12 protein-coding genes and 1 pseudogene are annotated in these 11,759 nt (G+C 57.0%); 4 read left to right on the forward strand and 9 right to left on the reverse strand.

The window, feature by feature from the left end; all coding sequences use genetic code 11:
• Window positions 1-38: 38 nt before the first annotated feature.
• The 4 genes from flhB to MPN23_RS02760 all read right to left on the reverse strand — a co-directional run bounded on the left by flhB (window position 39) and on the right by MPN23_RS02760 (window position 3,757).
• On the reverse strand, window positions 39-1,109 hold the full coding sequence (gene flhB / locus MPN23_RS02745; RefSeq protein WP_243545992.1) for a flagellar biosynthesis protein FlhB: 1,071 nt from the start codon (window positions 1,107-1,109) through the stop codon (window positions 39-41).
• Window positions 1,110-1,121: 12 nt separating this feature from the next.
• On the reverse strand, window positions 1,122-1,910 hold the full coding sequence (gene fliR, locus MPN23_RS02750; RefSeq protein ID WP_243545993.1) for a flagellar biosynthetic protein FliR: 789 nt from the start codon (window positions 1,908-1,910) through the stop codon (window positions 1,122-1,124).
• 127 nt (window positions 1,911-2,037) lie between these two features.
• Window positions 2,038-2,943 carry a M23 family metallopeptidase gene (locus MPN23_RS02755; protein WP_243545994.1) on the reverse strand — a complete coding sequence of 302 codons (906 nt, stop codon included), beginning with the start codon at window positions 2,941-2,943 and terminating at the stop codon, window positions 2,038-2,040.
• 25 nt (window positions 2,944-2,968) lie between these two features.
• On the reverse strand, window positions 2,969-3,757 hold the full coding sequence (locus MPN23_RS02760) for a tRNA lysidine(34) synthetase (protein ID WP_243545995.1): 789 nt from the start codon (window positions 3,755-3,757) through the stop codon (window positions 2,969-2,971).
• A gap of 173 nt (window positions 3,758-3,930) precedes the next feature.
• Here MPN23_RS02760 and MPN23_RS02765 point away from each other — a divergent pair, with 173 nt between their 5' ends.
• The 4 genes and pseudogenes from MPN23_RS02765 to moaC all read left to right on the forward strand — a co-directional run bounded on the left by MPN23_RS02765 (window position 3,931) and on the right by moaC (window position 7,125).
• The gene (locus MPN23_RS02765; protein WP_243545997.1) at window positions 3,931-5,262 is read left to right on the forward strand and encodes a DUF4340 domain-containing protein; all 1,332 of its coding nucleotides are present in this window, start codon (window positions 3,931-3,933) and stop codon (window positions 5,260-5,262) included.
• A gap of 33 nt (window positions 5,263-5,295) precedes the next feature.
• Window positions 5,296-5,511 (forward strand): DNA-directed RNA polymerase subunit omega, encoded by a 216-nt coding sequence (gene rpoZ, locus MPN23_RS02770; protein WP_243545998.1) that lies wholly within the window; start codon window positions 5,296-5,298, stop codon window positions 5,509-5,511.
• A gap of 17 nt (window positions 5,512-5,528) precedes the next feature.
• Window positions 5,529-6,644, forward strand: coding sequence for a molecular chaperone DnaJ (gene dnaJ / locus MPN23_RS02775; RefSeq protein WP_243546000.1), 1,116 nt, complete (start codon window positions 5,529-5,531; stop codon window positions 6,642-6,644).
• A 2-nt stretch (window positions 6,645-6,646) separates the two neighbouring features.
• Window positions 6,647-7,125 (forward strand): annotated as a pseudogene (moaC, locus tag MPN23_RS02780) (cyclic pyranopterin monophosphate synthase MoaC).
• Between the two features lie 147 nt (window positions 7,126-7,272).
• On the opposite strand, the gene epsC reads toward moaC, so the two are convergent.
• The 5 genes from epsC to MPN23_RS02805 all read right to left on the reverse strand — a co-directional run bounded on the left by epsC (window position 7,273) and on the right by MPN23_RS02805 (window position 11,619).
• On the reverse strand, window positions 7,273-8,193 hold the full coding sequence (epsC, locus tag MPN23_RS02785; protein ID WP_243546001.1) for a serine O-acetyltransferase EpsC: 921 nt from the start codon (window positions 8,191-8,193) through the stop codon (window positions 7,273-7,275).
• Between the two features lie 11 nt (window positions 8,194-8,204).
• The gene (cysK, locus tag MPN23_RS02790) at window positions 8,205-9,125 is read right to left on the reverse strand and encodes a cysteine synthase A (RefSeq protein WP_243546002.1); all 921 of its coding nucleotides are present in this window, start codon (window positions 9,123-9,125) and stop codon (window positions 8,205-8,207) included.
• A 4-nt stretch (window positions 9,126-9,129) separates the two neighbouring features.
• Window positions 9,130-10,323, reverse strand: coding sequence for a cysteine desulfurase NifS (gene nifS / locus MPN23_RS02795; protein WP_243546003.1), 1,194 nt, complete (start codon window positions 10,321-10,323; stop codon window positions 9,130-9,132).
• Between the two features lie 2 nt (window positions 10,324-10,325).
• Complete coding sequence (nifU, locus tag MPN23_RS02800; protein WP_243546005.1) at window positions 10,326-11,183, reverse strand: Fe-S cluster assembly protein NifU; 858 nt, start codon at window positions 11,181-11,183, stop codon at window positions 10,326-10,328.
• Window positions 11,184-11,361: 178 nt separating this feature from the next.
• Entirely contained in the window at window positions 11,362-11,619 is a 258-nt protein-coding gene (locus tag MPN23_RS02805) for a DUF493 family protein (RefSeq protein WP_243546007.1), read from the reverse strand.
• Window positions 11,620-11,759 lie beyond the last annotated feature (140 nt).

The raw sequence follows: 11,759 nt of genomic DNA on the forward strand, positions 1-11,759 counted from the left end.
GTTTCAGAGACGGAGCCGGAGGTGTCGCAGGTCTGAAATCAATGGGGGCGCTTGAATTTCTCGAGTTTGGACAGAAGCGCCGCAACAGCCTGAAAAAGTTCCTCCGGGATCGTGTCCCCGATCTCAACCTGTTTATACAAGGCGCGTGCCAACGGGGGGTTGGGTTCGATGGGAACATTGTTTTCCCGTGCGACTTCCTTGATGCGTTCGGCAAGGTTGTTCACACCCTTGGCAAGGACCACCGGAGCCGGGGCTTCCAGCGCATCATACCTGAGCGCCACGGCGTAGTGGGTGGGGTTGGTCACGATGACGTCGGCTCTGGGCACGTCCTGCATCATGCGGCGCGCCATGACTTCCATCATCTTTCTCTGCTGCTGCGCCTTGATCTTGGGGTCGCCTTCGGCCTGCTTGCGTTCGTCCTTGACCTCGTCCTTGGTCATCTTGATCTTTTCCTCGTAATCCCAGCGCGTATACCAGATGTCGGCAATGGCAATGATGAGCATGGGGACCAGCGCGTAGCAGACCATCTTGTATCCAAGGGAGAGGATGTATGCCGCAATTCCTTCAGGAGAAGCGTGAAATAATGGAAGAAAATTCGGGTATTCCTGCTTGATGACAATGTACGGCGCAATCCCTACAGCGACTGCCTGAAGAATGCTTCGTCCAAGGCGGACAAAGGCCTTGGGGCTGATCAGCAGCTTCTTGAGGGCCTTTGTGATGTTGAACATCTGGGCAAATTTCGGGCGCATTGCCTTGGTGGTCCAGAGCTTGCCGACCTGGATGCGCATGCTCAGCCAACTGACGAAGGCCACGAACAACAGGATCGGCAACATGAGTTTGGCCATTTCCTTGATGCCCCACAGGAACAGCGAATACGCTCGGCTCGGGTCAACCTCCAGATTGGTTAGGTTCTCGCTGAATGCCCATCTGAATATGCGGGAAAGCTCTTCGTGGAAATAGCCTATGAGCAAACGCATTATGATGACACCAGCAAGGATTACAATGACTTTACTCATTTCCCCGCTTTTGGGGACATTGCCGTCCTGCCGTGTCTTTTTTCGGCGTTTGCCTGTGGCTTTTTCCGTTTTACTCGGATCGCGCTCCGCCATATCCCATTCCCTTTACGGTGCCGGAACGCCGGCGCGCATGAAATTGCGGAGAAGTGGCCCCATTTGCTGGATGAAGTCCCCGGTATAGTTGGACATGATCATGAATATCATGCCCAGAAAAAGAAAGCCCACGGCTATTTTGACGGGAAAGCCAAGCACCAGAACGTGCATCTGGGGAGCTGCGCGGGAAATGACGGCCAGCGCCAGATCGACCACAAAGACCGAAGCCATGATGGGCGCGGCTATCTTGATGGCCAGAATGAAGATGTTTTCGGAAAAGGCGAACATGTTCTTGGCAAGTTCCGGCGTGACAAGCAGGCCCCCCGGGGGAACCAGAGCAAAGCTTTCCCCCACGGCCTTGAGCAGAAACAGGTGACCGTTGAGCACAAGAAAGGTCAGCATGGTGCACATGTAGAGGAAGTGGGCCGTGACCGCATTGCTGACACCGGTTACCGGGTCCACGACATTGACCATGGCAAAACCCATTTGAAAGCCCATGATCTGGCCACCGGTCTGAATGGCTGCGAAAAAGATGTTCACGGCGAGGGCCAGCGTCAGCCCGAGCAGGACTTCACCGATGAACATGACGAGAACTTCCCAGGGACTTGCAGGCATGAGTTCGGCGGGGAAGGACAACTGGGGCCAGACCGCCATTGCCAGCACCAGCAGCAGCGCGGCCTTCACGGTCTTGGGTGCGGATTGGCTCCCGAAGAACGGCAGAAGGAAGAGTACGATGCTCATCCTGAGCAGAGTCAGGAAAAAGCTGAGAACTTCGTTCGGGCTGAAATTGAAAATGTCCATCGGCTGTGTGAATTGCAAAAGCCAAACCAAAAGTGGTTTTGCGGCATGATTTTCTGTCTTGTATACGGAAAAGGCCCTGTTGGAAAGCGTTCCAACAGGGCCTTGATTGCGTTGTCTCCGGCGCTGCCTAGTTCAGGATGTAGCGTTTGGGGTTGACCGGGACGCCGTTCAGCCTGACTTCGTAATGCAGATGGGGACCGGTGCTTCGGCCGGTATTGCCCACATAGCCGATGAGTTCGCCCCGCGTCACTATCTTGCCGGGAGTGACGGCAATGCGGTGAAGGTGTGCAAATCGCGTGCTCAGGCTCGGGTTGTGCTTCATCCTGATGCTCATGCCGTAGGAGCCGTCGCGTCCGGCAAAGGAAACCGTGCCCCGGGCCGGGGCGTAGATGGGCGTTCCGCGCGGGGCGGAAATGTCGATGCCCTTGTGAAATTCGCGTTTGCCGGTGAAGGGCGAGGTGCGCCATGCGAATCCCGAAGTCACCCAACCGGAAGTGGGCCAGATGGACGGCGTGGATTCGAGGATGTTCTGGTTGTTGCGAAGAGTATGCACGATTTCCTGCTGGCGGACTTCCTCAAGCCGGGCTTCGACGTTGAGCTGACGCAGGAACTCATGCATTTTCCGGGCGAGCAGTTCCTGCCGGTAAAGGGGGAGATAGCCCTTGGTGAAATTTTCGTCCGTGGGACCGCCCTTGGGGGCACTGCTCTGATTGCCGTCCTGATCCAGATTGATCATGACGCGAAGCTTGGAATCGAAGTCCCGGATGCGGGACAGGTTTTTCTGGAGACCGGTTATCTTCTGGGAAAGGCTCAGGAGCTGGGTCTTCTGCTCCTGAACGGTCTTTTCGGAAAGGTTCAGGCATTTTTCCAGACGGGTATAGTGGGCATAGTCCTTCCAGAGCACGACGTTGCCCGCAGTCAGGCCGACAACCAGTATGAACAGGGAGGCCAGCAGCCATCCCCGAACCTGAAATTTTTTGCAGGAACCCTGTTTGTCCTTGAAGACGACAATATGATATTTTCTGAAAAGCATTGTCTTTCCAGTCTCTTGCTAGACTTTAGGTTAAAAATGAGAGCAGCTTAGAACACAAATAGTCTAGACTTTTTTTTCTTGTCAAGTCAATCTGTTGGCGGGAAACGGCATTGAAGATGTTGTTCTTGATCTTCCGGTTGTCACGCCATGCGAGCCGGAGCCATTCGTGAATGTCGCTGCGTTTGGTGTTTCCATTGGAAGGACAGGTGTTTTCCCAGATGGGCAGTTCCCATTGGCGGGCCGCCTTTATCACGGTTTTCTTGTCAAGCAGCAGGGTGGGGCGGACAACTTGCAGTTTTCCATCGAAAAACGGTTCCGACGGGCTTATGCCCTCGGCTCGTCCGTTCTGGGTCATGTTCATGAAATAGGTGACCACGTTGTCATCCGCATTGTGACCAAAGGCGAGGTGGGTCAGGTTGTAGTCGCGGCAAAGTTCGAACAGCCGTTTGCGGCGGAGCATGCTGCAATAGAAACAAGGGGATTTCTTGCGGTTTTCCTCCGAATGGGCCCGCGGGCCGAAGTCCGTGGTTTCCATGTGTGCGGAAATGCCGTTGTCTTGGCACCACTGCACGAGAGGAGCGTGGGAATGTGGATCGAATCCCGGATTCACGTGCAGGACCATGAGTTCCACGGGGAACGGCATGATGGCCTGACGGATTTTCAGGACCTTGAGCATGAGGAAGCTGTCCACCCCGCCCGAAACGGCGAGGCCGATCCGTGCGCCGGGCCAGACCATTCCCGTATTCTGCATGAGTTTTCCGGTTGCGGAAACGCATTGCTTCTGGGCAAAGGTGAGTTTTCCCCAGGACCCCATGTTTCAACTTCCTCCTGTTTATGCTAGTTGTCCCTGAGCCGGTTAGGGAGTTAGGGTATTCCAGCTTGACTTGCAAGACCTGATGGGGCATTTTTTTTTGCTTTGTCATACTGCGGAACCCGTACGAGTCCCGAATGCCGGGAGTACTCGGAGCCGCCGGAGGTTCTTCGGACTTGAAGCGCGTACTGCTGGCCCTTGCCATAATATCCACGCTTGTCGTGGCTGCGGTCTTTTTCTGGTGGACGACATTCCCGCGTGGAAATGCCGGATTTCGCTGGATTCCCGTAACCATCGACGGGGTGAAGTCCATCCATGTGCACGGCCCGGCGGGAACCTACGAGCTCAGGGATGGCGACTCCGGCTGGCAGGCCCTGATTTCGGGCAATGCATGGAAAGTCTCCATCAAGGCGCTTCCGGAAAGAGTCGCCGATTTCGTTTCCACACTTTCCGGCATGATGCCGAGAGGGGCCATGGACCGATACGACGTTGCGGATGCAGCGCGTTACGGCTTGGCCGATCCGACGGTCAAGGTCATTGTCATCAAGGATGCCGTCGGGAAAAAGGAATATGTGGTGAAGTTGTCTTCCGCCGACAACCGGGGGGTTGTCTACGGCTGGAACTCCCGCTCTCCGCACGTCCTTTACGAGTTCGGTCCGGATGCGCTTCGGAGGTTGGCGCAGCCTGCATCCTATTTCTTCGATACACGGGTCTTCGGCCTCAAGGCCGAGGATGTGAGCAAGGTGCAACTGCGGCAGCCCTTTGGATCAAGCTGGCTTGTCGAGCGGGAAAAGGATGGCTTTCATTTTGCCCTGCCGGGCTACCTCAAGGGGAAGCCTGCGTCGGATTCCGCGCTCAAGCTGTACCTGCATACCCTGACCACGCTCAAGGCCGGTCGGCTGCTGTTCGAGCCTGTGGAGACCGATCCCGTGGCTTCGCTGACGCTTCGTCTCTGGACAAAGGGGGAGGAGCCGGTTCAGGCGGAATTCTTCGCCGTATCCGGGGATTCGAAGTATTATGTCGGCAAGTCCAGTCTGCAACCGGTTCCGTTCCGACTGGATGCCCAGACTCTGGCCGAATTGACCAAAAGCGCTTTTGACATGCAGGGGCGTTCCGTTCTCAAGCTGGACCTCGGCAAGGTCCAGCACGTCAACGTTGCCCATGGTTCCCGGACTTTTTCGGCTGAAAGAACCGAGTCCGGATGGCGCGAAACGGAAACGAAAAAAGAATTGCCGGGCATTGACATGGCGCTCTGGCGATTTACTGAATTACAGTTCGAGGCGCTGCCTCTCAACAATCTGCCGGACTCGGCGACCTGGCTCATGGATTGCCGCCTGCTTGGTGCAGGTGGGGATGCATTGGCTGATCTCGTGTTTTTCGTCGATCCGAAACTGCCCCAGGGCCAATGCTGGCTGCAAAACGGGGGCGGCATGTATTATCCGGTCTCCAGCCGGTTGCTCAAGGATTTGCAGGGGTTGTTTCCTGCGAAATCGGAAGGCCGCGAGTAGCGCCCGAAACATTAGCTTATCAAGGAGAGTTTCATGGCTCGTATTACTGTTGAAGATTGCCTGGCAAGAATCGGCAACCGCTTTCTCATCACCCAGATGGGCATCAAGCGGGTCAAGCAGTATCGTGAAGGCTACAAGCCCCTGATCGAGACCAAGAACAAGGAAATAGTGAATGCCCTGCGCGAAATTGCCGCAGGCAAGGTCATTCCCGACAGCGATCCCCTGACCGGGGATGATACCCAAGCCTAGCAGAGTCCGTACATCTCATGTCCAAACGCGATTACTACGAAGTTCTCGGCGTGTCTCAGGACGCGTCCGGGGACGAGATCAAGTCGGCCTACCGCAAGCTGGCTTTCAAATATCATCCGGACCGAAACCCGGACGATCCCGAGGCCGAAGCCCATTTCAAGGAAGCGGCCGAGGCCTATGAGGTTCTGCGTGACGCGGAAAAGCGTCAGCGCTACGATCAATTCGGCCACGACGGGGTCAATGGGAATGGGTTCAACGGTTTTTCGAACACCGATGACATCTTCGGAGCCTTCAGCGACATTTTCGGTGAAGTCTTCGGATTTTCCTCGGCCAGAGGCGGGGCGAATCGCCCCAGACCCGGTGCCGATCTTCGGTACAACCTTCAGGTGTCTTTCCGTGAGGCTGCCAAGGGAGCGGAAGTCGACATTCAGCTTCCCGTGGAAGATATCTGTCCGGACTGCAACGGATCCGGCGCTGCCGAAGGTTCCACTCCTCAAACCTGTCCGCAGTGCGGCGGCATGGGGAGCGTGCAGCAGTCGCAGGGTTTTTTCCGAATTTCCGTGCCCTGTCCGCATTGTCGAGGAGCAGGGAAGATCATTACCGATCCCTGTTCGTCCTGCCGTGGAACAGGGATTGTTCATCGGGTCAAGGATCTCAAGGTCCGCATTCCCGCAGGCGTGGACAACAATTCCCGTCTGCGACTCAGGGGCGAAGGCGAGCCGGGCTTCAACGGCGGTCCTCCGGGCGATTTGTACGTGGTCATTCAGGTGGAGCCGGATGAGGTGTTCGAACGTCAGGGCCAGAATCTGATTCTCCGCCGTGAGGTGTCCTTTGTCGAAGCCACGCTCGGCCACAAGGTCGAAGTGGAGACTCTGGACGAACCCGTGACTCTCGATGTGCCCAAGGGCACCCAGAGCGGCGAGGTCTTTCGGCTGCGCGGTCTGGGGCTTCCGCATCTCGGCAGTGCCCATCAGGGCGACCTGCTGATTGAAGTGCGAGTCAAGACCCCGGTCGGCCTGAACAAGCGTCAGGAAGAACTGCTTCGGGAGTTTGCTGAAATCGAGGAATCCAAACTGTCCACCAAGGCCAAGAACTTCTTCAGAAAGGCCAAGGACAAGGTGATGGGGGAATAGGCATGACCGGTTTTTCGCATATGGATTCGGACGGCAACGCCCGAATGGTGGATGTTTCCGAAAAAAGGAAACCAAGCGCACTGCCATCGTCAAATGTCTGGTCCGGCTTGCCCCGAAGACCCTTTCCATGCTTCTGGAAAACGCGTTGCCCAAGGGCGATGTGCTGACCACGGCCAAGATCGCGGGCATTCAGGCGTCCAAACGGACTCATGATCTGATTCCCATGTGCCACCCGTTGCCCATCACCTACTCGGATGTGCGTTTTGCCGTGGATGGCGAAGCCTCCACCATTGAAGTGGAAGCCGAAGTCCGCACCACGGCAAAGACCGGTGTGGAAATGGAAGCCCTGATCGGTGCCCAGGTCGCGGCCGCCACCATCTATGACATGTGCAAGGCCGTGCAAAAGGACATCGTGATCGATGGCTGTCGCCTGATGTTCAAATCCGGTGGCAAGAGTGGCACATTTCACGCTCCGGCGTAGAAGATGCCTTCGACGTCGCAGGAGGGTGTCCAGCCTTCAGACGACTGAATTTCAGAATCAACCTGTTTCGGCGAATCAAGAGCGCCCCGGCCTGCCCGAGGCACACAGGAAAGAGGCTCTTCCAATCGGAAGAGCCTCTTTCGTATTTCAGATTCCGCCGCCCTGTTCAAAGGATTGGCGTGTGGCCCGGGATTGCATGACCTGTGCGCCACCGGGAACATCGCGGGTGATCCAGACGTTGCCGCCGATGACCGCGTTCCTGCCGATGATTACACGGCCGAGGATGGTGGCCTGCGCATAGATGATCACGTTGTCCTCGACAATGGGGTGCCGTGGCAGGCCTTTTATGAGCCGGTCGCCATCGCCTTTGGGGAAGCTCTTTGCGCCAAGGGTCACGCCCTGATAGATGCGCACGTTGTCCCCGATGATGCAGGTTTCCCCGATGACTGTGCCAGTGCCGTGGTCGATGAAGAACCGTTCGCCGATGGTCGCGCCGGGGTGGATGTCTATTCCGGTGTCGGAATGGGCCATCTCGCTGATGATGCGCGGGATGATATCCACTTCGAGCTTGTAGAGCTCATGCGCGATGCGGTGGTTGGTCAGGGCCCGGATGGACGGATAGCAGAACACGGTTTCGCCGTGCGTCTTGGCCGCCGGGTCGCCGTCGTAGGCTGCCTCCACGTCCAGAAGCAGGAGCCGCCGAATCTCGGGCAGAGTCTGGATCAGCTTGCGGGCCATGTCCTTTGAACGCTGTTCACAGTCGTGGCAGCGCTCGCGTCGTTCCTTGTCGCAAACGAAACAGTAGCCCCGGTTGATCTGTTCCGCGAGAAGTCGTTCCACGCGGTCCAGGGTCGAGCCAATGTAGTAGGGCATGGTGTCCGGAGTCACGTCCGATGGGCCGAAATAGCCCGGAAACAGCACTGATCTGAGGCTTTCCACGATATCGGACAGAATTTCCACGGACGGCATGGGCGTTTCATCGGCGCATGCCTTGTGTCCGGCCCCGCAGGCGCCGGATTCCACCAGCAGGGCCACAACGTCGGCGAGGCTGTAGTCGCCGTTTGTCATGTCTGGCTCCTTTATTCGAAAAGCGGGGTGCTGAGATAGCGTTCACCCGTGTCGCACACGATGAACACGATCAGCTTGCCCGCGTTTTCCTCTTTTTCGGCCAGTTTGAGCGCAGCAGCGCAGTTCGCACCCGAGGAGATGCCGCACAGGATGCCTTCCCTTTGAATCAGGAGTTTGGCGGTTTCCATGGCGGTTTCGTTGTCGATGCGGACAACCTCGTCGAGCACTTCGCGGTCCAGAGTCTCGGGGATGAATCCCGCGCCGATTCCCTGAATCATGTGCGGGCCGGGCTCGCCGCCGGAAAGCACCGGCGACGCGTCCGGCTCCACTGCCACGATGTGCACGTCGGGCTTGAGTTCCCTGAGCCGTTGTCCTACGCCGGAAATCGTGCCGCCAGTTCCGACCCCGGCAATGAATACATCCACATTGCCGTCGGTATCGGCCCATATTTCCTCGGCTGTGGTTCTGCGATGCATGGCCGGATTTGCCTGATTCTCGAACTGCATGGGCATGAACGCATTGTCGAGTTCGGCCACCAGTTCGTGCGCCTTTTCAATGGCACCTTTCATGCCCTTCGATGCCGGAGTGAGCACGAGTTCCGCGCCAAACCCCTTGAGGAGTTTCCGGCGTTCAAGGCTCATGTTCTCGGGCATGGTCAGGATGAGCCGGAGATTCTTCACCGCACAGATGAATGCCAGGCCGATGCCGGTATTGCCGCTGGTCGGCTCGACAAGCACCGTGTCCTGATTGATCCTCCGGTCCGCAATGGCGGTTTCGATCATGTTCCTGGCAATGCGGTCCTTGACCGAGCCGCAGGGATTGTTGAATTCCAGCTTGGCCACCACTGTGGCCGGAAGCCCTTTGGAAAGGGCATTCAGGCGTACAAGAGGCGTGTTCCCGACGAGTTCGGTCATGTTGTCCGCGATGTGCATGTGATTACTCCGAAAAGGCTTTTGTGCAGGCCGGTGCCTGCTTTTCAGCGGAGAAGGGCGACAGCTTGCGAAGGTTGGCTATGATTCCGGGCAGGTTTTCCACCACGAAATCCACTTCCTCCTCGGTGTTGAAGCGGCTCAGGCTGAAGCGGATGGAGCCGTGGGCGAAGTTGAAGGGTACGCCCATGGCTCGAAGAACATGGGACGGTTCGAGGCTGCCGGAAGTGCAGGCCGAACCCGAACTGGCGCAGATGCCGAGCTGATCCATCATCAGCAGAATGGCCTCGCCTTCCACATAGCCGAAGGAGAGGTTGCTGGTGTTGGGCAGGCGGTTGTCCCGGTCGCCGTTGAGCTTGACGTCCGGAACAGCCTTGAGAAGGCCGTTTTCCAGCTTGTCGCGGAGCGCGCGGACCTGAGTGTCTTCCTCGGCCATGTGCTCGCGCGCCAGATCGCATGCCTTGCCAAGGGCGATGATTCCCGTAGTGTTTTCCGTGCCTGCGCGGCGGCTGCCTTCCTGGTGTCCGCCGATGAGATAGGGACGGAACGGAATGCGCTTGCGTACGAAGAGCGCGCCCACGCCCTTGGGGGCATGGAGCTTGTGCCCGGAGAGCGAAAGCATGTCGATCGGCGTTTTCTTCAGGTCGATGGCCACCTTGCCTACGGCCTGAACCGCATCCGTGTGGAAGAGCACGCCGCGTTCATGGGCCAGTCTGGCTATATCCTCGATGGGATGCAGGTTGCCGGTTTCGTTGTTGGCCCACATCACCGAAATGATGGCCGTGTCGTCCCGGATGGCCTGACGCAATTCATCCATGTTCAGACGGCCGTTTTCATCCGTGCCTACGTAGGTTACGGCATAGCCGTCCTTTTTTTCCAGATATTTGCACAGGCTGAGGATCGCGGGATGCTCCACTCGCGTGGTGATGATGTGGCGCTTGTCCGGCTGTGCCGCCAGTGCCGAACGAATGGCGGTATTGTCGGATTCCGTGCCGCAGGCCGTGAAAATGATCTCTTCCGGCGAACAGTTGAGCAGGGCGGCAACGCGTTCGCGAGCCTCCCTGATCTTCACGCCCACCTGGCCACCGAATTTGTGCATGCTGGACGGATTGCCGTAAAGTTCCGTGAAGTAGGGGCGGATTTCCTCGAAAACAGCGGGGTCCACGCGAGTCGTGGCATTGTTGTCCATGTAGATGGTCATGGCTATCCCTCCCTCACGGTTATGGCCGGATCGACCTTTTCCCTGAGCTTGGCTTCGATCACGTTTTGCAGGGTGAGCTGGCTGGACGGGCAGTTGGAGCACATGCCGAGCAGCTTGACGAAGACGTCGGTGCCGTTGATGTCCGACAGCTGGATGTTGCCGCCGTCGGCCTGAAGCATGGGACGGATTTCCTCGTCGATGACCTTTTCGATGAGATGCATGCGCTGAAGATTGGTGAGTCCCTGAGCCGGGAATTCCGGAGCGCTCGGTGTTTCGCATGTCGCAACCTCGCCTCGGGCCTCGGCCAGCAGGCGTTCGATGTCCTCGACGCACTTGCCGCATCCGCCGCCAGCCTTGGTGAAGTTGGTCACGTCCTCGACGGTCCTGAGATTGTTTTCCTTGATGGCGGCCAGTATCTCTTCGTCGTATACGCCGAAGCATTCGCAGATGAGCTGACCTTCGTGGTGGGATTCCTCGGCCTTGGAGGGCGCTTCGCCCCGGTAGTTTCTTATGGCCTGTTCCAGGGCTTCGTGTCCCATGACCGAGCAATGCATTTTCTGGCGGGGAAGCCCGCCGAGATATTCGGCAATGTCCTTGTTTGAGACGTTTTCCGCCTCGGCCACGGTCCTGCCGATGATGAGTTCTGTCAGGGCCGAGCTGGACGCAATGGCGCTGGCGCAGCCAAAGGTCTGAAACTTCGCGTCGGTGATGACTTCGTTCTCATCCACCTTGAGATAGAGGGTCAGGGCGTCGCCGCAGGCAAGGGACCCCACTTCGCCGATGCCATCGGCATCCTCGATGGTTCCCACATTGCGCGGATTCAGGAAATGGTCTTTGACCTTGTCCGTATATTCCCACATGGCATTTCTCCGAACTTTTTGGTATTGTTGTGGTTTTATGTCTGTCTTTACTGGCTGCGCGCGCCGTTTGGACGATCATACCACAGAATACTAAGTACGGGGAACTGCCCTGTCCAGCCGTTGAAGGCAAAAAATCCGATTATTTTTGTCGGATTTATTTTTTCGTGGTTGCGGAGGGTTAGAGAGAGATGATTCCCTTGATCATGGCAGCCTTGGTGTAGACGGACATGACCTCGGTGCTGGAGCACATGGTCGATTCCATGGTGATGCTGGTGTACTTGCCGGTTCTGGATGTCCTGGTGCTCATTTCGAATTCCGAAAACAGTTCGTTGAACTGGTCGAACCGATGGGCGGGCACGATGAACTTGAAGGTATATGGACAGGGCCAATCATGGTGCTCGTCAAGAATTTGCTGGAATTGTTCGTGTTTTTCCATATATATTCCTCTGTTGGGGTGAGCTCTGGCGAAAAGTGCCGGGAATGGAACTATAGTAATGCCTCCCGGGTTGTCAAATGCCCAAGTCGGCTTTCCTCGGCATCCTCAAATGATCGTTGCAAACTATAACAGCAAAATAT

Origin of the sequence: Pseudodesulfovibrio tunisiensis, from assembly GCF_022809775.1 — a bacterium.
In the GTDB taxonomy this organism is placed as follows: domain Bacteria; phylum Desulfobacterota; class Desulfovibrionia; order Desulfovibrionales; family Desulfovibrionaceae; genus Pseudodesulfovibrio; species Pseudodesulfovibrio tunisiensis.